Annotated in this window: 20 protein-coding genes and 1 pseudogene; 8 read left to right on the top strand and 13 right to left on the bottom strand. The window is 42.2% G+C overall.

Going from position 1 to position 23513, the window contains the following annotated elements; translation table 11 throughout:
• Positions 1-46: 46 nt before the first annotated feature.
• The 4 genes from CEX98_RS17525 to CEX98_RS17505 all read right to left on the bottom strand — a co-directional run bounded on the left by CEX98_RS17525 (position 47) and on the right by CEX98_RS17505 (position 7610).
• The gene (locus CEX98_RS17525; protein ID WP_099643305.1) at positions 47-2602 is read right to left on the bottom strand and encodes a bifunctional diguanylate cyclase/phosphodiesterase; all 2556 of its coding nucleotides are present in this window, start codon (positions 2600-2602) and stop codon (positions 47-49) included.
• Positions 2603-2787: 185 nt separating this feature from the next.
• Complete coding sequence (locus CEX98_RS17520) at positions 2788-4197, bottom strand: YfcC family protein (protein WP_099643304.1); 1410 nt, start codon at positions 4195-4197, stop codon at positions 2788-2790.
• Between the two features lie 155 nt (positions 4198-4352).
• On the bottom strand, positions 4353-5942 hold the full coding sequence (locus tag CEX98_RS17515) for a sensor domain-containing diguanylate cyclase (protein ID WP_099643303.1): 1590 nt from the start codon (positions 5940-5942) through the stop codon (positions 4353-4355).
• Between the two features lie 483 nt (positions 5943-6425).
• Positions 6426-7610 (bottom strand): alkaline phosphatase family protein, encoded by a 1185-nt coding sequence (locus CEX98_RS17505; RefSeq protein ID WP_099643301.1) that lies wholly within the window; start codon positions 7608-7610, stop codon positions 6426-6428.
• Positions 7611-7860: 250 nt separating this feature from the next.
• Here CEX98_RS17505 and CEX98_RS17500 point away from each other — a divergent pair, with 250 nt between their 5' ends.
• The 3 genes from CEX98_RS17500 to CEX98_RS17490 are packed head-to-tail and all read left to right on the top strand — an operon-like array spanning position 7861 to position 10759.
• A complete protein-coding gene (locus CEX98_RS17500) occupies positions 7861-8406 on the top strand; it encodes a GbsR/MarR family transcriptional regulator (RefSeq protein WP_099643300.1) in 546 nt (181 codons plus the stop codon).
• A 15-nt stretch (positions 8407-8421) separates the two neighbouring features.
• Positions 8422-9768: a cytochrome ubiquinol oxidase subunit I gene (locus CEX98_RS17495; RefSeq protein WP_099643299.1), complete on the top strand. Its 1347-nt coding sequence runs from the start codon at positions 8422-8424 to the stop codon at positions 9766-9768.
• Entirely contained in the window at positions 9761-10759 is a 999-nt protein-coding gene (locus CEX98_RS17490) for a cytochrome d ubiquinol oxidase subunit II (protein ID WP_099643298.1), read from the top strand. Before CEX98_RS17495 ends, CEX98_RS17490 begins: the two co-directional genes overlap by 8 nt.
• A 152-nt stretch (positions 10760-10911) precedes the next feature.
• On the opposite strand, the gene CEX98_RS17485 is transcribed toward CEX98_RS17490, so the two are convergent.
• On the bottom strand, positions 10912-11928 hold the full coding sequence (locus CEX98_RS17485; protein WP_099643297.1) for a lytic murein transglycosylase: 1017 nt from the start codon (positions 11926-11928) through the stop codon (positions 10912-10914).
• On the bottom strand, positions 11925-12206 hold the full coding sequence (locus CEX98_RS17480; protein ID WP_099643296.1) for a YcgL domain-containing protein: 282 nt from the start codon (positions 12204-12206) through the stop codon (positions 11925-11927). Before CEX98_RS17480 ends, CEX98_RS17485 begins: the two co-directional genes overlap by 4 nt.
• A gap of 135 nt (positions 12207-12341) precedes the next feature.
• On the opposite strand from CEX98_RS17480, the gene minC reads away from it, so the two are divergent.
• Genes minC through minE form a run of 3 tightly spaced genes read left to right on the top strand, consistent with a single transcriptional unit; the run spans position 12342 to position 14123 of the window.
• Positions 12342-13046 carry a septum site-determining protein MinC gene (gene minC, locus CEX98_RS17475; protein WP_099643295.1) on the top strand — a complete coding sequence of 235 codons (705 nt, stop codon included), beginning with the start codon at positions 12342-12344 and terminating at the stop codon, positions 13044-13046.
• Positions 13047-13051: 5 nt separating this feature from the next.
• Entirely contained in the window at positions 13052-13861 is an 810-nt protein-coding gene (minD, locus tag CEX98_RS17470) for a septum site-determining protein MinD (RefSeq protein WP_099643294.1), read from the top strand.
• 1 nt (position 13862) lies between these two features.
• Positions 13863-14123, top strand: a complete 261-nt coding sequence (minE, locus tag CEX98_RS17465) for a cell division topological specificity factor MinE (RefSeq protein WP_010372964.1) — start codon at positions 13863-13865, stop codon at positions 14121-14123.
• Between the two features lie 54 nt (positions 14124-14177).
• On the opposite strand, the gene rnd is transcribed toward minE, so the two are convergent.
• From rnd to CEX98_RS17450, 3 genes are all read right to left on the bottom strand, one after another.
• A complete protein-coding gene (rnd, locus tag CEX98_RS17460) occupies positions 14178-15305 on the bottom strand; it encodes a ribonuclease D (protein WP_099643365.1) in 1128 nt (375 codons plus the stop codon).
• 78 nt (positions 15306-15383) lie between these two features.
• Positions 15384-17036, bottom strand: a complete 1653-nt coding sequence (gene fadD, locus CEX98_RS17455) for a long-chain-fatty-acid--CoA ligase FadD (RefSeq protein ID WP_099643293.1) — start codon at positions 17034-17036, stop codon at positions 15384-15386.
• Positions 17037-17254: 218 nt separating this feature from the next.
• Positions 17255-18103: an alpha/beta fold hydrolase gene (locus CEX98_RS17450; protein WP_099643292.1), complete on the bottom strand. Its 849-nt coding sequence runs from the start codon at positions 18101-18103 to the stop codon at positions 17255-17257.
• A 246-nt stretch (positions 18104-18349) separates the two neighbouring features.
• Here CEX98_RS17450 and CEX98_RS17445 point away from each other — a divergent pair, with 246 nt between their 5' ends.
• The gene (locus tag CEX98_RS17445) at positions 18350-19642 is read left to right on the top strand and encodes an alkaline phosphatase (RefSeq protein WP_099643291.1); all 1293 of its coding nucleotides are present in this window, start codon (positions 18350-18352) and stop codon (positions 19640-19642) included.
• 81 nt (positions 19643-19723) lie between these two features.
• Here the strand turns inward: CEX98_RS17445 and CEX98_RS17440 are convergent, their stop codons facing one another.
• The 4 genes from CEX98_RS17440 to CEX98_RS17425 all read right to left on the bottom strand — a co-directional run bounded on the left by CEX98_RS17440 (position 19724) and on the right by CEX98_RS17425 (position 23106).
• Positions 19724-20020: a hypothetical protein gene (locus tag CEX98_RS17440; protein WP_099643290.1), complete on the bottom strand. Its 297-nt coding sequence runs from the start codon at positions 20018-20020 to the stop codon at positions 19724-19726.
• 44 nt (positions 20021-20064) lie between these two features.
• Positions 20065-20751 carry a tRNA (adenosine(37)-N6)-threonylcarbamoyltransferase complex dimerization subunit type 1 TsaB gene (gene tsaB / locus CEX98_RS17435; protein ID WP_099643289.1) on the bottom strand — a complete coding sequence of 229 codons (687 nt, stop codon included), beginning with the start codon at positions 20749-20751 and terminating at the stop codon, positions 20065-20067.
• Positions 20741-22579: an ATP-dependent DNA helicase gene (locus CEX98_RS17430; protein ID WP_099643288.1), complete on the bottom strand. Its 1839-nt coding sequence runs from the start codon at positions 22577-22579 to the stop codon at positions 20741-20743. The genes tsaB and CEX98_RS17430 overlap by 11 nt, the downstream gene beginning before the upstream one ends.
• A 182-nt stretch (positions 22580-22761) precedes the next feature.
• Entirely contained in the window at positions 22762-23106 is a 345-nt protein-coding gene (locus tag CEX98_RS17425; protein ID WP_099643287.1) for a hypothetical protein, read from the bottom strand.
• Between the two features lie 257 nt (positions 23107-23363).
• Here CEX98_RS17425 and CEX98_RS17420 point away from each other — a divergent pair.
• Positions 23364-23513, top strand: a pseudogene (locus CEX98_RS17420) (transposase); the annotation flags it as partial.

Genomic DNA, 23513 nt, shown 5'->3' with positions numbered 1-23513 from the left:
TGAGATAAAATTGTAGGGAATGTGTAAGCGCATCCCCTACTATCTTCTATCTTTGTACAATTGATTGGTGTTGACGTGCTTGTACAACAAATGCATCGGTTTTTAGTAAGGTTAAACAGGCGTCGATAGGCTTGGCTGGGCTGTAGAAAAACCCTTGAATATGATGACAGCCAAGTTCTTTGAGTTTCTCGAGTTGCGTAAACTGCTCTACCCCCTCTGCAATGACATCAATGCCTAATTTGTCGCTGAGTTTTATTAAACAGTCGATCATTACTTGTTTATTAAAGTCAGTCATTAAGCTATCAACAAAGCTCTTGTCAATTTTAAGGTAGTCTACTTGGTTTTCGATTAAGTTACTTAACGATGAGTAACCAGTACAAAAGTCATCGAGCGATACTTTTATTCCATGCTCTCTTAATTGATTGAGTGTTTTCCACGTGTATCGGTTGGTGGCTAGCGACTCCGTCACCTCAATTGTGATCGACTCATAAGGAATGTTTGCTTTTTCAATGGCGCTGGTGATCAGCTTAACTTGATTGATAATGGCTTTAAACTCACTGACTGAGCGGTTTATGGAAATTCCCACATCGGTAAAGCCTGCTTGGTGGATGGTGGCCAAGTCTTTACAACTGCGCTCCAGAACAAACTGACCAACCAAATGAATAAGACCGAACTCTTCAGCGATAGGAATAAAAGTGCCTGGAGAGACCATACCGTATTCATCATCAAACCAACGTACCAAGGCTTCAAACTTAGTAATATGGTTGTTGTCGGCATTGACGATGGGCTGATAGTAAACAGTTAAAGCTTGATCTTTCAGTGCCTGTTTTAACTTGTCTTTAAGTTTTATCTTATTGAGATAGGCATTTTGGATGGTCGCATTATGAAGTGCAACTTGTCCACGTTCGGTTTTTTTCACACTATTTAATGCGTGAGCGGCATTTCTTAGCAAGTTTGCCGCAGTGATCCGAGAACCCGCTTCTAGCTGAGCAACCCCTGTTGAGCAAGTTAGCTCAATGGTAATTTCATTAAACACATAGGGTTGAGATAGTTTCTGTGCCAATTTCTGCGCGACTTTTAACGCACTTTCTACATCACTTTGGGTAAGTAGCAAAGCAAACTCATCACCACCATATCTGGCTATGATATCGTTTTGACGTACCGCGTTTTTTAGTCGTTTCGCTACTGAAATTAGCACTTTATCGCCAATTTCAGGGCCGAATACGTCGTTAACCTCTTTAAATCTATCTAAACCAATGAAAAGCAAAGAGCAGCTGGTGTTATTGCTTCTTGAGCCGGATATTTGCTCTTCTAGCCTATGCATAAAGCTGCGGCGGTTTAATAACGCCGTCAGTGGTTCATGGTTGGCATAAAAGGTAAGTTGGGATTCATTGCGCTTCCACTCCGTGATATCTCTAAAGATCCCAACATAATTAGAGACTTCGCCTTGTTCGTCTTTGACAACGCTTAAGGTTAATTCTTCTGGGTAAATTTGCCCGTTTTTCCTACGGTTATGGATTTCTCCCTTCCAATGACCACGGGAATTCAATGCGTCCCACATCGACTCATAAAACGCTTTATCTTGTTTACCAGAAGACAGCACCGCAGGGTCTTGCCCTAATAACTCGTGGCCGTTGTAACCAGTCAAGCGTTCAAACGCACGATTCACCATGATAATTTCGTTTTTATTGTTTGTGATCATGATGGCCTCTGTTGCATGTTCAAACACAACATTAGTCAGCTCAAGTTGTCTGTTAAGCGAGGAAATATAACTAATATCTTGAATTGTGGCGGTAAACACCTGTTCATCTGAGTGAAGCTCATCTTGTTCAACCTGACCAATGATCCTAAAAAGACCAAAGCGTTCAGTGCGGGTGGCGAGCGACACTTGCAAGTCGATGTGCTTAGTGCTGCCAAGTTTTACTTTTTCAAGCGCAACCCGCAAGCGCTCAGAATCTTCAACTGTTAACTTTTCTAATAGCAATGCTAATGAAGGTGGTCTTGAGTTGGTTTTTAATAGGTGGTTGAGATGAGAAGAAAAAGTGTGTTTATTCTGCTTAAGTTGCCATGTCCATGTGCATAGCTCCGCAATTTGCTCTCCTTTTGCAAGCTGCTTTAGCAACAGACCTTGTTTGGCAAGTTCAAGATTATGATTTAGTTCTGTGGAAATAAGATGGCCCAGCTCTTGGAACCACTCTTTTTCTTCCTCACTAATATGCTTTTCTTTGTTAAACATGCAAACCATAATGCCTATCGGCTTATGGTCTAGGGCTCTTAATGTTACCCCTAAATAACCTTCGATGCTGAGTACGCGAAGGATCTCATCTTCGGCGTATAGCTGCTGCAGACCAAAGGTTACATTACAGACATCATTGCTGCCTTTAGCGTCAAAACAGGGAGTGCCTTCTAAGTCATAGATGATGTTATCTACTTCTTTACCATCAGCCATATACATCACGGTTTTTACCCGTTTATCGTTATCAATAAACTTGCCCACGAAACAGTGATCGGCATCAAAACGCTGATATAGCTGTTTTAATGCAAACTGATAACGTTCTGCTGTGGAGGTCAAATTGTAAAATTGGCTAAAAGTTAAATTCATATCAGTCTGTTTAGCTAAAATCCGCGCGGCAATTAACTGGTTAATGAGTAATCTTAACTTATAAAACTACATACAATATAAATACAGATCAATAAATTTGCTTAGAGAAGAGAAAACTTTAATTTTTTGAGGGGAAAAGGCAGTACACTTGGTACTACCTTTTATCGGCTAAACTTTTAGACTATTTAGCCTGTAATTTGAGGCTGAACGTCAAGTCCATAGCCAAACATAACTGCCAGTACAAGTACTGTAGATGCAGCAAGCATCAATTTTACCATCAAAGGTAAGCAGAATCTAAACCAGTGCGTGTAAGGTACACCTGCCATGCCTAAGATCCCCATTAGAACCGCATTTGTAGGAACTATCATATTCGAGAATCCGTCACCAAATTGATATGCCAATACCGCAACTTGTCTTGGCACGCCAACAAGGTCGCCAACTGGAACCATCAGCGGCATAGTGACATAGGCCTGACCGGAGCCAGAAGGAATAAACATATTTAGTAAGGTTTGGATCAGTAACATACCCACCGCTGATACTTCAGCAGCAACGTATGAAAGCGGTGTTGAGAGGCCGTTAACTATGGTGTGAAGTATTTGACCATCTTCTAAAATAAGTGCAATACCACGTGCCACACCGATAAGCACTGCGGTGGTAACAAGGTCTGACACCCCTTCAATAAATCGGTTAGCTGCCTCATCGGCAGATAATTTGCCTAAAAACGAAATAATAATGCCCCACGCAATAAATAGGCCGCCCAGCTCATACAAATACCAGCCTTTTGTGGCAATTCCCCATACCGCTAACATTAGCGTGACGATAAACGTCATCAGGACACTTTTGTGGCGACCATTTAGCTGTGGATAGCTAGGCTGTGCTTGGCCTGCCAGTGGGCAAGGCAGATCTTTCATCATTGAAAATTCGGAGTTATGTTGCACTTTTTTGGTATAACTCCACACGTGATGAAAACCAATAAGTACAAATGGAATAAAGATCGCAAAGCGAAGCCAAATCCCAGAATAAACAGGGACTTCAGCAATTTGTTGTGCGATTAACACGGTGAAAGGGTTAAAGGCTGAGACACCATAACCAATACCGTAGCCCGCAATGATCATACCCACAGCTGTCATTGCATCTAGTTTCATTGCTTTACACAAGGCAACTAAAATCAGCACAAACGGGATGTACTCTCCTGCAGTGCCTATTGTGCTTGACGCAATAGCAAAACAGAATACCACCATAAAGATCAGCTTTTGTGGCTTATCACCGTGCTTTTCTAGTAGTCTACCAATCAACGCATCTACTGTGCCTGTAGCACGTGCGATTGCTAGCACACCGCCAACAATCATAACGAAGAAAATGACATCTTGTGCCGCAGCGAATGCGCGGGGGATAGCTTTAAGTAGATCCCAAGGGGTAAGTTGAACGGATTGTTCAGCAAGATGATATGTGCCAGCCAATACAACTTGTCGACCAGAATCGGTCGTGGCGGTATCAAAAAAACCTTGGGGGATAATCCAAGTAGAGAGTAATGCAATTAGCATCATACCTAGCAGTAACACTAGCGTATGAGGAACTTTCAATGTTTTTGCCATGGAAAGTACAGCTCCAAATAAGAAGATACCAATTTACCTTACTAGACAGCTAAAAACCGGCCGGCTAGCTATTGTAAATAGGTATGACGGTAAAAAATTGTCAGCATCTTACCGATATTCGGAGCGTTTTTCACTTATTAATAGAAGATTTTCAATTACGCTACATTATGGTTAGCCAATACTGCATGTTCCACTCGATTCCTACCGTTTGCTTTTGCCTGATATAAACTTCTGTCTGCCAGCTTTAAGGCGTGATGTAAATCTTCCGAACACTGCGGCCAATGTGAGATCCCGAGCGAAATGCTGATGTGTCCGGCTTCGCCGAATTCAGTCGCTTCGGTGCAGGCTCTTAGGCGTTCGGCAATTTTACTTGCCTGATCAATATCAACGTTTGGTAAGAACATTAAAAATTCTTCTCCACCACTGCGGCATAGATGATCATGCTCTCTAGCGTTATTGCGCATGAGCTCTGCAAGTTTTTGAATCACGGTATCACCAATATCATGGCCATAGGTGTCATTAACCCGCTTAAAGTGGTCAATATCCAGGGCAATAATGCTAAATGGTGTCGCTTGTTCGTAGGCTGACTCGAGCCATTTTTCCATTCCACGTCTGTTGAACAACAAGGTGAGCTGATCTTGTTTGCGTTCGTCGTCAAACCGTTGCACTTGCGCACCTAAGTGGCTTACGCTGCTGCGCATTGCTTGATATAACCAAGTTGCTTCATAATACCAAGTAGCAACATGCGGAAAGTCGATATTTCTGCCGTCTTGTACTTGTTCCGACAGCTTTGCAAGGCGCCACAAGGGTTTGGCAATGAGACCGCCGAGGCCAAGAACACAAATAAGCAAAAATACCGTAAAAGGCACTGTGGTTTTTAGTACGTGCTGCATGGTGTTCGATAGTTGCGACATCGTGACTTCGAGGGGGCGCTGAGCCACTACGCCCCAACCACTGGTCTCTACAGACGCGTAGCCCGCTAGCATTTCTACCCCTTGGGTATTAACGATTTGTGCTGCACCTGAGCCGCGCTTAAGCAACGACTCCACCACTTCGTTTTTAGTGACATCCTGACCAATTCGGTCGTCTTCATGATGGTAGATCAACTTGCCATTTGGTCCGGTGACATATACGTAGGTTTTGTCTTTATGATGATGGTTGGCCAGCAGTCGACCTAAAATATTGTCTCCTTTTAGGTAAATACCTGCGGCGATAAAGCCCAAAAAGTTACCTGCTTTATCAAACATCGGGTGTGTGGGGCTTACCATTAAGTTACCTGCTGGTGAAATAAATGGACCCACTATATAGGGCGATTGTTTTCTTAATGGTGATGTTTCAATTTCATCCTGAAGAATTGTACCTGTAACACCAAGTGAGCTGGGCTGAGCCCCGATGATTTCGCCGCTGGCACTAACCAATACTACCGAATCAAAACTATGGGTTCTAATGAGCATTTGTTTAAGCTCGTTATTAACGGCTTCTCGATCGTCTAATTGCTCTGCTATCACGTCACTCGACGCCTTTAGTTGCATTAACACTGATTGCAAAAATAGGTCGGTTACGCCAGCTAGTTTAGTGGCATAGGCTCGGTTCGCTTCTAAGGTATCTTTTACCATGACTTGTTTTTGAACTTGATAAGTTGCAAAAAATGCATTTAGTAAAGAGGTCAATACGCAAAGCGTTGCGAGTATCAATATTAGCTTTTTGAGATCTAACCAGTGCGTTGTTTTATTTATATGTACCACTAAAAACTCTCTTTAAGTACTTCCATGTTATCTTAGCTATTTATACGAGTATCACAGTTGCTCTACATCAAACTCTGGTCAGACCAATAGCGATTAACTAAGCTTTTCTGTGTGCCCGTATTATAACCATTGGGCTAAAAATATTTAGTTTTCTGGCTGGATTGTTGGCAATGTTATCGCTATCGGGTGTAAAATAATCTGAACATGAATACAGCGAAGCTTTAATGAAAAAAAAGAATACCAATCCACTTGTCGGCCATTTTACGTTGGCCTGTTTTGCACTGGCTGCGATATGGATGTTTGTAACTGATAAAGATACATTACTTGTCCTTAATTCCTTGGTGTTAGTGTATATCGTTTTTGCCTTAGCTAAACGATTTGTTGGCCATTCAAATAAAAAGTAGCTTTTATAGCGTTATGCTCCTTGCAAACTTAGACGGTTCAGGCCGTGTTATTGGCCTAAACCTTAGTAAATAGCGCGTATTATTGTCGCACCAGTTTTAATAGATTTTCCCCTTTACTATCGAGTTTGCTTAGTGGTTTTAGGCCCATAATGTGTGCAAGTGTCGGATAAACTTCTAAATTACTGGCTTGTTCTATTGCAATGCCCGATTTAAATGCAGGACCATGTGCTACGAAAAAAGCAGCCATGTCGGGGGTAACTTCGTACCCATGAGTACCATAGTAACTGTGTTTACCTTTTTGCATAAAAACGATTGGTGGCTTTGCTTGTAAAATAATGTCTCCAATGCGAGGAGACTCACCGCCATGAAGAGCAGTTTTACGTTCGTCGCTTAATACCTCGTACCGACCATTCGCTTTTTTAATTAATGCCTGCTTAAGCGCGGTAGAATTGAGGTCTTTATCTTTATGCGAGTATAACGAGATTCTTGTGCCGCTATTTTTAATCACCCAGCCTTCTGGGATTGCTAATTCATCGATGAGTACGGCCTGATTTGGGTCGACATTGGCCATTCCATGATCTGAGACCAGCACCAAGTTTACCGCAATTTTTTCTTTTTTCAGTCTTGCCACAAAGTCGCCAATAAGCTTATCTATGTATTGAACCGCAGCTTTTGTCTTGTGATGACTAGGGCCGTATTCATGTCCTTTGCTGTCTACCAAGGAGAAGTAACTTGCGATAAACAAAGGCTTTTGGTCTTTTGGCAGGGTTAGCCATTGTTGAATTTGGTGTAGCCGGTTTTTGTAATCGGCCTGTTGTGAGTAGTGATAATAGTAATCTGGTGCCATGCCATTAATACGGGCATCCGACTCCGGCCAAAAATAAGCGGCTGACTTATGGCCGTGCATTTTAACAAGGTTCCAAAGTGGAATACCGTTAATCCATGTACTATCCTCTTTTCCCTTGCCCATCTTGTAACATGCTTCGCGCGCTCGGTCGCAGAAGTAGTTATCCACGATCCCATGGTTAATGGGCTTTAAGCCAGTCACAATCGATAGATGATTAGGAAAGGTTTTTGTTGGATATTGTGGCCACATCTTCATTGCTCTAACGCCATGATCGGCAAGTTTTGCAATGTGTTTAGCATCATGCTTTTCAATGTAATCCCACCTAAAGCCATCAATTGAAATTAACACTGTCGGTGCTCGTTCAGCTAAGGCTGTACTGCTAAACAAAGTTAAAACAACAATAAAAGTTCTCAACATACATAAAATCCCATATTTATAAACTAACGCTATGGCCAATTGCACTTGGTATAGCGTATTCCGTGTAATTGCGCGGGCATTACAGCACAAAGAGATGAAATTTCTATTGATTTGCGTTTAATGGAAGGGAAATATAGCAATTCGGGGAAGGTTAATTTTGGCTATGTTGTAGTTGAGCAAAATTAATGCTTGATCTAAGTCAAAGTGATCTTTATATTAAAGTTTCAATAATTACTGAAAGTTTAGAAATATGAACTTATCACCAAAAATAGAAAATTTTGTTCTCCATTGCGGCGAAATGGGTAGCCGTTGGGGATTCAACAGGACTATTGGGCAGATGGTTGGTTTGCTGGTTATAAATGAAAAGCCATTAACAGCAAACGAGATAGCCGATGCGTTAAAAATTTCACGCGGTAATGTAAGTATGGGGATCAAAGAGTTGCAATCTTGGCAGCTGGTTAAGGTTCATCATATTCCAGGCGACCGCAAAGAGTACTACTCCCCAAATGGCTCTATATGGGATTTGGCCAACCGAGTGTTTGAAGAAAGAAGAAAAAGAGAGATAGACCCTACGCTTACTTTACTTCGTGACCAAATTCTAGATAGCGCAAACTCACCCGAAGAAGTTTATGCTCAGCAGCAAATGCAGACCATTCACGACCTACTTGAAACCGTAACAAAATGGTCAGCAGAATTACAGCGTTTGTCACCTGAACAATTACAGTCATTAATGAAACTCGGATCTTCGGTGAGTAAGGTAATAGATTTAAAGGATAAATTATTACGTAAGTCTTAAAATGCGAGGTGCGTCATGCTTGATACGTTGTTGTTGTCGCGAATACAGTTTGCGGCAAATATTAGTTTTCATATACTTTTTCCCACGATTTCCATTGCATTAGCTTGGTTTCTCGCTTTTTTTAAACTCAAGTATGACTTAACTGAGCATCCAGTTTGGTTAAGAGCATATCGCTTCTGGGTCAAGATTTTTGCTTTGACATTTGCTCTGGGTGTAGTGAGCGGCATCACTATGTCATTCCAGTTTGGTACTAATTGGCCAGGTTTTATGGAAAAGGTGGGGAATATCGCAGGCCCACTGCTTGGCTATGAAGTGCTTACCGCATTTTTTATGGAAGCGACTTTTCTCGGCATCATGCTATTTGGTATGAAACGTGTTCCTCCTAAAATTCATACCCTTGCAACGTTTATCGTGGCAATTGGAACAACAATATCGGCATTTTGGATCTTATCCCTCAACAGTTGGATGCAGACTCCGACAGGATTTGAATTACGAGACGGCATTGTTTATCCAACGGATTGGTTTGAGGTGATTTTTAACCCATCTTTTGGTTATCGACTATTCCATATGTTGCTCGCCAGTGCCTTGACTGCCTCTTTCTTAATTGCAGGAGTCAGTGCCTATCGTTTACTTAAAAACGACGAAAAACATGCGCCAAAAAAGGCACTTACAGTGGCATTAACCGTTGCTGCGCTCTTAACACCCGTTCAGGCATTCGTAGGTGACCTACACGGCTTAAATACCCTAAAGCATCAGCCACAGAAAGTCGCCGCGATGGAGGGAGTTTGGGAAACTGAAAAAGGCGCACCATTATTACTATTTGCAATACCTAATGAGGAAGAAAGGCGCAACGATTATGCGGTCGGTATTCCTAAAATGGCCAGTTTTATTCTTACCCACGACGTTGATGGTGAAATTAAAGGGCTTAACGAATTTGAAGGTGAACACCCGCCTGTTAAGCCCGTATTTTTTGGTTTTAGGATCATGGTTGGTATGGGAATGTTGATGATCTTAGTGGCGTTTATCACGAGATTCACACTATGGAAAAAAGGTGAGCTACCCAAGTGGCAATTAAAAACCTTGGTCGCAATGACGTTTTCGGGCTGGATAGCTACGCTTGCCGGCTGGTATGTAACCGAGATTGGTCGTCAACCCTATATTGTCAGTGGCGTGCTTCGAGTAGAAGAAGCAGTAACAACTATCGCATCAGAAAACGTGTTGTTTACCTTAATAGGCTATCTCACCATTTATTCGATTTTACTCTATGCCTATATTCGAACCTTATTTCACACTGCAAGTAAGTCTGTGGAAGTTGAGGAATATGATATGAAGGAATTTTCTGCGGAGGTGTCTCGTGTTTAACCCGGAATATTTATCGCTAATCTATGCAGGCTTAATGGCACTTGCGGTGCTCGTTTATGCGATTTTAGATGGCTATGACTTAGGGGTCGGTATGCTTATTCCATTAGAGGATAAAGATACTGCAGATACTATGATTGCCTCTATTGGCCCATTTTGGGATGCCAATGAAACTTGGCTGGTTTTGGCAGTCGGGTTGGCTTTTATAGCCTTCCCTCAGGCTCATAGCATGATATTGCAAGCACTATATATTCCCGTTGTATTTTTATTATTTGGATTAATCATGCGCGGCGTGGCTTTTGATTTTAGAGCTAAGGCCAGAGTTAAGCGACAACGACGTTGGGATAAAGTATTTAAGTTCGGCTCCCTCTTGACCTCTTTTGCACAAGGTTACATGTTGGGGCTGTATGTGATTGGGTTTGAAAACACACCGTTGGCACATGCGTTTGCAATATTCAGTGGCATTGGGGTTGTTTGTGCTTATGGCTTAATCGGCTCTGCTTGGCTGATTATGAAATGTGAAGGCAAACTTCAACAAGATGCGATCCGGTGGTGTAAAAACTTTGCTCGAGTGGCGTTTGTTGGCGTGGTGTTGGTATCGGTAATTAACCCTATGATCAATGCTGGGATTTACGAGCGTTGGTTTGACTTACCTATGGCCCTAGTTGTGTTACCCGCCCCTATTATTTGCTTATCACTGTTTGTGATTTTGGAGCTGGTTCTACAAAAGTTACCTAAGTCGCCTGAAAATGGCGCGTGGCTGCCCTTTTTAATCTCAGCTTTTATCTTTTTATTATGCTTCTTTGGTTTGGTGTACAGTTTTTACCCTTATGTGGTGCCTGGTAAGTTGACCATTTTTGAAGCCGTTGCAGACCCGTCTGCACTAACCTTTTTGTTATATGGCGTGGTGATAGTGGTTCCGACCTTAATTGCTTACACGCTATTTTCATACCGAGTCTTTTGGGGCAAGGTTCAACCTTTGTCTTACTATTGACACTTGCACACATTAGCCCAACCAAAAGGCAGCTAGTTGGAAGCTGCCTTTTTTATTTTTTGCTAAGGGCTGCGCTAATTAACCATATTCAAGTTCAAGCTAAGTGTATAAAAAAGCCCGTTAATTAAACGGGCTTAGTCGTAATGTGATTATTAAATTTTCGGATAACCGATTCGGTCTGATAAATACCCTACGCTGGTGGCGAAGTAATAAGAACGGTTCCAATTCATCAATGCTTTATAGTTATCATAAGCAAGATACATGCGACCATTCTCATCATCTGGCATTACCAATGCTGCTGTGATATCAACCTGAGGCAGGTCACTACCGTCCATTCTGCGTAATCCAAGCGCTTGCCATTGAGCCAATGAACGTTCTGACTTACGCCATTCATTGAGCCACTCTTTGTGTGACTTAGTGCCACGTTTTAAAATATAGCTAGTGTCGAAACCCTCAGGCAACTTTACTTGGCGGCCCCAGGTAAGGTCGTCATTCCAGCCTACACGTTTTAAGTAGTTAGCTATCGAAGCAAAAGCATCTTCTTGGGTTGTCCAAATATCTTTGCGGCCATCTTTATTGTAGTCAACAGCATAAGAGGTAAATGAAGTAGGCATAAATTGGGTTTGCCCCATGGCGCCTGCCCAAGAGCCTTTAAAGTCGTCTAGGCCAATATGACCGTCTCTTAATATATCAAGTGCAGCCCATAGTTGACGCTTGTATAGTGCTTCGCGGCGACCGTCAAACGCTAATGTAACGAGTGCGCTAATTACTGGATACCCGCCTTGAATACGGCCAAAGTTACTCTCTAATCCCCAAAGCGCAACGATAAAACGCGCTTGGACACCATATTCTTTAGCTACTTTTTCAAGAGTGGTTTTGTGTTCTTTATACAGCTTGCGCGCTTGTTGAATTTTCCATTCTGGCACGCGTTTTGGTAAATAGGTTTCAAGCGTTTCAACGATTTCTGGCTGAGTTTTGTCTGCTTTAATCACTTTTTCTTTAAACACGGCGGTGGCAAATGCATCATCAACTAGTTGTTGAGCGTAGCCCTTTTCTATTGCTTCTTGTTTTAAGTTTTTGAGATATTCGTCAAACTTTGCTTGCGTATTAGCAAACACTGAGGTGGATAGGCAAACTGAGGCTACTAAAAGAGAAATTTTTTTTATCACGCGTCTGATACTCCGTTTTGCTTTCTAAATTCGTCTAGCAAACTTTCTGTGTGCGGTGGAAGTTGTAAGTAAAACCCATCGTCGGTTAATTTTTGCTTAACCGTTTCAAGATCAGCTATTCCAAGTTTGTCTCTTCTTGCAAGATCTACAATCATCACATAAACAGGTGTACCAAAAGTTTCCATTAAAGGTGCAGGTACATTGGAAAAATCATCTCTTTTGGTTACAAAAAGGTACGTATCCGCTTTTTTTGGACTTTTGTATATGGCAGTGAGCATTATAAGCCTATAAATTCTTGCTAATCATTGGCGCTCACTATACCATGCTATTAGTAAGTTGTGGAAAGTTTTACTATGCCCTAAAGTCAGGTAAATAAGGCTTTAGCGGCGGTTGTAACAAATATTTGAGTGCATATGGCAAAACAAACATTCGAACTAAAAGGAAATCTATTTACACTCTCAGTGCTACAGTTGTTTTCTTTAGATTTAACAAAACTAAGAGAAGACCTCGATAGCAAAATATCACAGGCGCCAAAATTCTTCCAAGGCGCTCCGATTGTGATTAATTTAGCTGATGTTCAGGATCAAACTGTAGAATTCAAAGCGTTAAAGCAAACACTGATGGATTTACAACTCAATCCAGTGGGTGTATGTAGTGGTACTCAAAGTCAACACGACTTAGCCAAAGAAGCCGGGTTTTCTGTACTAAACTATTCAAGGGACGTGCAACCGAGTGCCCCATCTCAATCACAAGCAACAGAAGTAGTAGAAAAACAAGTTTATCTGCCAGCTCAGATTGTGAACGGAACGGTACGTAGTGGTCAGCAAATTTATGCAAAAGACCGTGACTTAATCGTATTAGGTGCGGTAAGTCATGGTGCCGAGGTTATCGCTGATGGTAATGTGCACATTTATGGCACTTTACGTGGGCGAGCAATCGCGGGTGCCCAAGGGCAACCAGACACAAGTATATTTTGCCAACGCTTAGAAGCAGAATTAGTGTCGATAAACGGGAGTTATTGGATCAGTGATTCACTGCAAGGTGAGCACTGGGGTCAAGCTGCTCAAATAACACAACAAGACGAATCATTAAAAATTACAGCTTTGGTCAAAGGATAAATCAGATGGCAAAAATTATTGTCGTAACTTCAGGTAAAGGCGGTGTTGGTAAAACAACGTCAAGTGCAGCAATTGGTACTGGCTTAGCGCTAAAGGGTTATAAAACAGCCATTGTCGATTTTGATATTGGTCTCAGAAACCTAGATTTAATCATGGGGTGCGAACGCCGCGTGGTTTACGATTTTGTAAATGTTATTAATGGTGAGGCTAATCTAAATCAGGCGTTAATTAAAGACAAACGCGTAGAAAAGCTTTACATCCTGCCTGCTTCTCAAACTCGTGATAAAGATGCTCTAACCCGCGAAGGTGTTGAGCGCGTGTTGAGCGAGATGAAAGAAGAGTTCGATTTTATTATTTGTGACTCTCCGGCCGGTATTGAAGCTGGCGCTATGATGGCGCTTTATTTTGCCGATGAAGCCGTTGTAACGACTAACCCTGAAGTGTCTTCTGTACGAGATTCTGACCGTATATTGGGTATTTTACAGAGCAAGTCAAAGCGTGCAGAGCTTGGGTTAGAGCCGGTTAAAGAACACTTACTATTAACCCGTTACAATCCAGAGCGTGTGGATAGTGGTGAAATGCTATCTGTTGAAGATGTAAAAGAGATCTTAGCGATTGACTTGCTCGGGGTTATTCCAGAGTCGAAGTCAGTGCTTAATGCATCCAACTCCGGCCAGCCCGTTATTTTAGACCAAGAGTCTGATGCCGGTCAGGCATACAGCGATGCGATTAATCGTTTGTTGGGTGAAGTTGTAGATTTCCGCTTCTTGCAAGTCGAGAAGAAAGGTATCTTCAAACGGATTTTTGGAGGGTAATGTGTCATTACTAGATTATTTTCGTTCAGAAAAGAAAAACAGCGCTTCGTTAGCAAAAGAGCGTCTGCAAATCATTGTTGCACATGAGCGCTCTAAACGTGGTACGCCAGATTATTTGCCACAACTAAAGCAAGATATATTGGATGTCATCCGTAAATACGTAAAAGTTGATTCGGATGCAGTTAATGTTCAATTTGAGCAAAATGAGGACGATTTAGCCGTTCTTGAATTGAATGTTACCTTGCCTGATGACGAAAAGTAGTTAGGGGCAGAGTTTGCAAAAAGGGCTATCGCGATAGCCCTTTTTTGTGCCTTGTTATAACCAACTGTTTAACTTGTCTTCGAGTAATGTTGCACGCCACCCTAGTGCAAGATCTGGTTTCATTAATAATTGTTTTTCTTGTTCTGACTTTTTCCACGACCAGCTGATGACTTGGTTGATTTGTTTTTTAGAAGCAAATACATCAACTGGAATGTTATTGCGCTTCGCGACATCAGCAATAATGTGCTTAATGTCTTTGCATGCGGCCTTGTATCCTTTAAAGTCAATTAGCCTTCTTACCCGTTGCGGACAATCTTGCTCGCCCACTGCCTTGCCTCTTTCAATACAAGCTAAGATCTCTTTACCTGAGCGATTGACTTCCATGGGTTCAATGCCAGGCACATTACGTAAACTACCTAGAGTACTTGGGCGACGTTTTGCTATTTCCACCATATTATGTTCTTTAAGCACAAAGTTTAGTGCGAGGTTCTTTTTCTCTGCTTTTGCCCGTCGCCAAGCCGCGAGTTCTTTTAAAATAGCGAGATCACGAGGTTTAAGTTGCCATACGTTTTTTACGTCGAGGTAAAGTAGTTCGTCAGGCTGACGGAAGCTGCGTTTTTGTGCTAAAAGCTCACTTTCTTGCAGTACTATGTTAAATAGGTGCTTTTCATTTACTTGTGTGAGAATTTGCTCGTAACATGGCAGTAAGTGAAAGACATCTGACGCGGCGTAGTCTAGTTGCTTTTGCGTCAATGGTCGACGCAGCCAGTCGGTCCTTGATTCACTCTTGTCAATTTCCACTTCTCTTAATTGCTTTACCATGTTTGCAAAGCCAATACAGCTTCCCTCTCCAAGAAGTTGCAGCGCAAACTGGGTGTCAAAAATAGGAGAAGGAATAAAACCTGCAAACTTGAGAAAAACTTCAATATCTTCCGATGGAGAATGAAGTACTTTGAGAACGTGGGTGTCAGCAAATAAAGCCCAAAGCTGACTAAAATCAATGTCAGTTAACGGATCAATAAGTGCTAGGTGTTTTCCATCATAAACCTGTAACAAGGCGATTTCGGGGTACAGCGTGCGACGACGCATAAATTCGGTATCGACGGCAAGCACGTTGGCGGCTGAAATATTAGAGACAAACTCATCTAGTGCTTGTTGACTTTCAATGACTTGATACTGCACTGTTACTCCCATGCAATTTGCTTAACTAGCATGACAAACGCTAGTTAGAAAAAAGCCGGCTAGTGCCGGCTTTTTTTGTTATTCTTTTAACGCTCTACGCAGTATTTTACCAACATTGGTTTTAGGCAGTTCATCTCTAAACTCAACCTGTTTTGGTACTTTATAGTTCGTTAGATTATCTCGGCAATGGGCAATTATATCTTTTTCTGTTAAAGATGGGTCTTTTTTAACAATAAAAACTTTAACTTGCTCACCACTGACTTCATGCGGTACACCAATGGCGGCTACTTCAAGTACACCGTCGTGCATAGCGACCACTTCTTCTATTTCATTAGGGAAGACATTAAAGCCAGATACTAATATCATGTCTTTCTTACGGTCAACAATATAGAAGAAACCATCATCATCGTAAGTTGCAATATCACCTGTCGCAAACCAGCCGTCTTTTAAACACTCTGCGGTAGCGTCTGGGCGATTATAGTAACCTGCCATAACTTGCGGACCCTTAACGCACAGTTCGCCCGGTTCACCTTTAGGACTTTCATTACCTTCTTCGTCTACCAGCTTAATATCTGTACTTGGTGCCGGTAAACCAATTGAACCATTATACTCTTCTAAATCACGTGGGCTGATGGTAACCAAAGGTGCACATTCAGTCAGGCCGTAGCCTTCCATAAGTTTTGTATTGGTTACTTTTTGCCAGCGCTCAGCGACAGGGCGTTGAACCGCCATACCGCCACCTAACGACATTTTCAAAGTAGAAAAGTCGAGCTCAGCAAACCCTGGAGTATTTAACAGGCCGTTAAATAGCGTATTTACCCCTGTAATGGTGGTAAATGGGTATTTTGACAGCTCTTTTACAAATGCAGGCATATCACGAGGGTTAGTGATCAGAATATTATGACCACCGTACTTCATAAAGGTTAAGCAATTCGCAGTAAGGGCAAAGATATGGTAAAGCGGTAAAGCGGTAATAACGACTTCCTTCCCTTTATCCAGAACTTTATCTAGGCAGCCCGAAACCTGCTCGAGGTTAGCGACCATGTTTCCATGGGTTAACATTGCGCCTTTTGAAACGCCGGTGGTGCCACCTGTGTACTGCAAAAATGCCAAGTCACTCAGTGAGATGTCGGGCCTTGTGTATTGTGCCGCATCGGCGCCAATCACCTGCTTAAAAGGAATACTACTTGGTAAACTGAAGTCTGGCACCATTTTCTTGAAGCGTTTAACAACAAAGTTAACCAAGTGCTTTTTAAAGCCACCCAGCATATCACCAATTTCGGTGAGCACTACATGTTTTACATCGGTTTTAGGTAAGGCTTGTTCTAATGTGTGAGCAAAGTTTGCAAGAATAAAGATAGCCTTAGACTCAGAGTCGTTAAGCTGGTGTTCTAATTCTCTTACCGTATAAAGTGGGTTTACATTTACTACGGTGCAACCTGCGCGAAGTACACCTAAAATAGTAATAGGTGTTTGCAACAAGTTTGGCATCATGACCGCAACTTTATCGCCGCGACCAAGCTTTAATTCATTTTGAATATAGCTAGCAACTGCTTTGGTTTTTTCATCAACTTGCTGATAAGTCAGTGTCTTACCCATATTGCTATAGGCTGGGTACTGGGCATATTCTGCAAAACTTTTTTCAAATAATTCAAGCAATGAGTTGTAATGCTCTGGGTCGATAGTTTCAGGCATACCTTCTGGGTAGCGCTTAAGCCAGATTTTTTCCACTCTTAGCTCCTGTGTTCTCGTTATTTTTATATTCACCCTAAACCATAAACGATGTAAGGCACTTTAACAATTGAGCAAATACTCTAAAAACGCCATATTCCCACAATATTTGAGGATTTACAATCAAGATGCTGTTGAAACGTGGCCTTTAGCGTTGATAAAGAAGTTTTCACTCCCTGATTAGTTTATTCTTTAAACGTTCGGCATTATAAATAGTTTTATGCTGAGCGTTGGTGTGCATCAATTAGCTTATAGCATATTTCTGGGTTTTCCATATGGCAGTGATGACCACCGGGTATTTTTTCAACCTTTAATGTCGCAAAGCAGCGTTTGAACTGTGAGTATTGACGCTGGATCATGGCGTACCCTTGTTCTGCCAAAATAAGCAAGGTGGGTGTAGTAATTCCTTCTAAAGCGCTTTGTGCTTGTGCAACCGAATAACGAAACCCAGAGTGATGCTTGAGTCTTGGATCTAGCGTAAGCTGTATACCGTTTTTATGTTGCTCACAATTTCGATTCATCAATAGCGTTGCTAGCTCTACAGAAATGTCACTCACTTTGCTACGTAATAAAGCTAATGTATTTATATCAGGATAAACTCGAGGTTCAGATTGTTTTAATTTATCTCGGGAATTAAAGGCATTAATAAGCTGGGTTCGAGTATCTGACTCTAATGTACTGACAATCCCAATTCCTTCAATGAGCACTAAGGATAAACAGCGCGACGGAAAACATGCCGCGAATAAGTTAGCGACCATGGCCCCCATAGAATGCCCTACAAGGTGACAACGATTGATATTTGCTTGGTCGAGAAAGCACTTTAGGTCGTAAACATAGTCAATGAAATAGTAAAATGCATCTTCACTTTTCCAGTCGCTACGCCCATGGCCTGCAAAATCTAAAGCGATGTGTTGATATGCCTTATTATTGCAAAACGGCTGTAATGGTAAGAAGCTGTTGCCATTGTCTTGCCAGCCATGGAGGTAAACAACAGTTTGTTCGCCCTGCCCCCAAGTTTGATAGGAAAATGGCCCGATTTTTTGTTCTTTTATCGCATCTAGAGACATCTATAGGTTCTTTTTGTATTCATTGTTCGATCATTGATTTATCATCTTACCGTGACATATTTGAACTTACTACTTTGATTTGATGAAAATATTTTTAGCTGACACCCACTCTATTATGAATGAGTTTTTAATCGAATATTTTTAGCTTGTTTTTAGCTGACACCCACTCGAATATGAGTGTGTTTTAAATCGATCAAAGAGTAGAAAATCGCAAACTTCCATCACGATAAGTACACGGGAATAACAATGAATTTCAAATCTAGCCTTTTGGCCTCAGTTGTTGGATTGGTATTTGCGGCCCCTACTTTGGCTGCACCCAAGAATATTATTTACATGATTGGCGACGGTATGGGACCTGCCTACACCACAGGTTATCGTTATTTTAAAGACGACCCTTCAACCAAAGTGGTTGACCCAACAATCTTTGACTCGATTTTAGTCGGCATGGCTCATACCTACCCTGATGATGATACTGTGGTGACAGACAGTGCGGCTGGTGCAACTGCACTGAGTACAGGTACAAAGAGCTATAATGGCGCGATTGCGGTTGATACGCATAAAGAAGATCTTGAAACAATGCTCGAGGTTGCTAAAAAGAAAGGTAAAACGACTGCACTTGTGGCTACATCCCAAATCAACCATGCAACCCCTGCAAGCTTTGCCTCACACAATGAGTCCCGTCGCAATTACGATGAAATTGCCAACGACTATATCGACAACAAGATTGCTGGCAAGCTTCCCGTCGACTTAATGCTTGGTGGTGGTACTAAGTACTTTATCCGTGAAGATAGAAATCTAGTTAGCGAATTTAAAGAGGCTGGATATCAATACGTTGATGAGCTGGCAAAGCTTGATACGTTAAACAAAATACCGGCAATGGGTTTGTTTGCCGAAGTTGGGTTACCGTATGCCATTGATGAAGAACCTAAGCGTCTAACTAAAATGACAAAAACGGCGTTGTCACTGCTAGAAAACCAAAACGACAAAGGTTTTTTCTTGATGATTGAAGGCAGTCAAATTGACTGGTGTGGTCACGCAAATGATATTGCATGTGCGATGCGTGAAATGGATGACTTTGCAGAGTCTATTATGCTTGCAAAGGCGTTTGTTGACGATAACCCAGACACTATCTTGGTTATCACCGCGGATCATTCAACAGGCGGGTTAACACTAGGCGCGAATGGTCAGTACCGTTGGGAGCGTGACGTGGTCGCTAAGGTGAAAGGATCTGGTGACGAAATTGCTAAGGCGTTGAGTGAGTCAAAAGATGTGAAAGCAACATGGGAAACGCTAACTGGTCTTGACTATGATAGCGCGACTGAATTGAAGGTAAAAGAAGCATTAGGTCTTGGTTCTAAAGCTCTGAGTTTAGTAGTAAAAGATGCGATTAGTGATGCGTCTTTTACCGGCTGGACCACCGGAGGTCATACTGCGATTGATGTACAAGTATTTGCGCACGGTAAAGGCAAAGAGGCCTTTATTGGTTCACAAAATAATACCGCTATTGCTGATAAACTGATCGGATTTATTAAGCAGTAATATTTTGACTATCAAACACCAATAAGGTCAGCAGATGCTGACCTTATTGGTATTATAACGAATGGTTAACTGAGTTGATATTTAGGCGTAAACAGAGACCCCTATCATACTTTTGATTTCATCTCTTCTTGCTTCAGTTGCAATCGCTCTATATTCACTTATCGCCTGCCCCGTACGAAAGTTAGGACGGTCATATATAGTAGAATGTTGTTGTGATTGAAACTGCTCTACTAGTGCGATGCCCTGTTCACTCGTCCTGATCTGAGCTGAATTTTGTGTTGTTGTCTTCTGATCGTCAACGACTGAGCTCACCGCCTTTTTGGGCTGTGGCTTTACTTGATACGTACCAGCTTGTTGGACAATTGAATTTAGCTTCACGGTTTAGCTCAATAACACTGATTCACTAGTATAAAAATACGCCTTTATTCGCGACCTGGCAACTTTTTCCATGTTACTGTGTCTCTCACATATTGCGGCTGTGCGTTTGCGGCGCCGACCGACAGCCCTTGCGTGAATGCATCATCGGCAATAAACAGCATGTAGTACGCGTCTGGTAAGCTAATGTTTTCAATTACTTGGCACTCTAGTTGATGGGTAAGATCACTGAAGGCTTGCCATCCTGTACCAACGCCAACAGCGCCAGTCGCAGTAAAGTCTATTTGTTCTGGCTTAATAACGGTTTCTTCTGTGGTTGGTTGAATAATACCGTTATTGTCACCTTGGTATTGGCAGAGGTAAACCTCACCCATACGGGCATCAATCGCCGCTACTACGTCACTTTTACCTGCTTCCATCCATGCTTGCTGTGCCATTGCTTGTAAAGTAGAGACACCCACTAACTTAAGGCCAGATGAAAATGCTAGGCCTTGTGCTACTGCTGTACTGATCCTAACGCCTGTAAAGCTACCTGGACCACGGCCAAATACAATGCCGTCAAGATCATTGAGCGTAATATCGGCCTCACGCAGAATGCGTTCAACTAATGGCAAGATCTTCTGACTATGCTGCTGCGGACAAACCTCAAAGTGGCGAATAAACTTGCCTTCGTAATGCAATGCAATACTGAGTGCTTCAGTGGAGGCGTCTAGGGCCAACAGGTTATTTTTCATTTTTATCAATATTCTCTAAAAATCGAATTGCCTTGTTTAAGTCTCTGGTGCGAGACATATCGGGCAAGCTACTTAAAAACGTCTGGCCGTATTTTCTCGTAACTAAGCGATTATCGCAAATAATCAGTACACCTTTATCGTTAGCATCACGAATTAATCGGCCAACCCCCTGTTTTAAAGCGATAACTGCTTGTGGAAGTTGTATGGCATCGAATGGTTCTAACCCACGCATTTCAGCATCTCTCATACGTGCTTGTAATAAAGGGTCGTCTGGAGAAGCAAATGGTAGTTTGTCAATGACAACACAACTTAGGGTATCACCACGGACATCCACCCCTTCCCAAAAGGAGGCTGTCCCTAGTAATACTGCGTTACCATGACGTATAAACTGCTCTAAAATGATGCGTTTTGATGCCTGTCCCTGCATAAAAATTGGGTATTGCAACGCTGTGCTAAGTCCCTCATAAACCAAATGCATGGCTCGATAGCTGGTAAAAAGTAAAAAGGTTCGTCCTTTGGCAGCTTCGATCACTTGTTTAGCAAGCTTTACTAGTGCATGCGGCATTAGATCATCGCGGGTTTCTGGCAGATAGCGTGGCAGGCACAGCAAGGCTTGTTGTTTGTAGTTAAATGGACTTTCAACTATAAACTGTGAAGTAGGTGTTAGGCCTAAGCTACGGCTAAAGTGGTTCAGCGAATTATCAACCGATAAAGTGGCGGAGGTAAACACAAAGCTCGCTTCGGTGGTTTTGATGATTTGCGCAAATTTGCTCGATACATCTAAAGGCGTGATATGGATCGACAAAAAGCGCCTAGTGGTTTCAAACCAATAACTAAATCCGGTTTGGCTGGTGTCGAATGCGCGCTCAAGTTGGCTTTTAAAGGTCATGACCTTTTCAAATGGATGCTCTATTTTATCGCTTCTATCAAGGCAGAGTTTGAGCACTTTGTAGAGAAAGTCTAGGTTACCTATCACACGGTGCATTGCATCGCAAATTGGTTTGTTTGCCAGCGCCTCTCGCCAATCTCCCCGTGCACCATCGCCACCAAATACCAGACGGAGATCGGCAACACTGGTTTCCAATTTATTTAGAGTTTTGCCAAGCTGCAGCATATCTGGAATATCTGAGCGGTAGATAACTCTAATGTCATTAATCAAAGCTTGTAGTGCTTTGGTGCTTATAGTTTCACCAAAGTAGTCACTGGCGATTTCTGGCAGCTGGTGGGCCTCGTCAAAGATATAGCTGTCTGCGGTTGGCATCAGCTCCGCAAACCCTAAATCTTTTACTGCCATATCAGCAAAAAATAGATGGTGATTGATCACCACAACATCGGCGTCGACCGCTTTGAGTCTTGCCTTGCGAATATAACAGCCTTCGTAGTTTGGGCATTCTTTACCTAAACAGTTGTCTGCTGTTGAAGTAACATAGGGTAACACTTTGGCGTCTTCTTCAATGCCGACACAATCGGCTAAATCTCCGCTTTGCGTTTCGGATGCAAACTTTGCAACCATGGCAAGTTGATGCATGACATCGGGATCATCTGTAGGTACATGACTCAAATGTTGTGATAGGCGATATGGACAAAGGTAATTGCCTCTACCTTTCAGCAAAGTAACTTTTTTGCCGCTTGTGAGTACTTTTTTTAGTGTGGGTACATCTCGGTGGAATAGTTGCTCTTGTAAGGCTTTAGAGCCAGTAGAGACAATAACTTTACCTTTTGACTGAAATGCGGGAACTAAATATGCGAATGTTTTGCCTGTTCCTGTTCCTGCTTCTGCAACGCATTGCCCGCCATTTTGTATGGTTTCTTCCACCGCTACGGCCATATCTATCTGTGGCTGTCTTGGTTGATAGCCAGGAAAATGCTGGGCTAACGGGCCCGTAGAAGAGAAAATAGATGATACAGCCAAGGTAATGCAAATATACAAACAGACAGGTCGCGAAATTGTATGTGGCTAAGCAGCAAATCGCAACCGCTGTTTGGTAATAACTGAGGTTTGACACTACTTTAGTTGCTGGATTGTGTTCTAATCTTCATTATTCCCATCATTAAAATGATGATATAAGCAAGATATAGCGCAATGCGATTAGGCCAAGTTGGTTCGGGAGAAGGCATTAACACTCGCAAGTAATCATTCAAAAACAGCATACCAGCACCGACGATGATGGCTGTCCAGCTAAAGAAGCGATGATTGGTTGTAGAAATGGTAAACAAGGAAAACAAAAGGAGTACAAGGCTTAAATAAAACGCTAAAACTGACATGCTACCCGGCACAATACTGGGAGCTAATGCTAAAGCGGACAGACCGACAACGAACCAGCCTATGAAGTGATTTACTGATTTAAACGACATGTTTTTTCTCCTTAAATAAATGGTCGTTATGGTTACCAGTCTAATATAGCCGTATATGTTAAATTGTGCACTTTATCTAGGGGAGAACATAGGAACACCGACAGGAGAAAGGAGCACTGACATCCACCTAAAAACAGTTTCCGGTTTTATTGAATCAAAACAATCACTGACACCCACCTTAACATTTTTCAAATTTGCAAGCTCATTAGATGTCGTCTACGCTCTAACTCTGAACTCAAAGGATTGAGGAAAAAGCGATGGCTACTGCCCGTAAAAAACTAATTAGTTTAACCGACACCAAATACTACCACTGTATCTCACGCTGCGTACGCCGAGCATTTTTGTGTGGTGAAGATGCACTCACTGGCAAATCCTTCGAACATCGCCGCGGTTGGATTGAAGAAAAA

Origin of the sequence: Pseudoalteromonas piscicida (assembly GCF_002744175.1) — a bacterium.
In the GTDB taxonomy this organism is placed as follows: Bacteria; Pseudomonadota; Gammaproteobacteria; order Enterobacterales; family Alteromonadaceae; genus Pseudoalteromonas; species Pseudoalteromonas piscicida_B.
Note: the sequence above shows the minus strand (reverse complement) of the source record. Positions and strands in the feature narration are given on the sequence as shown.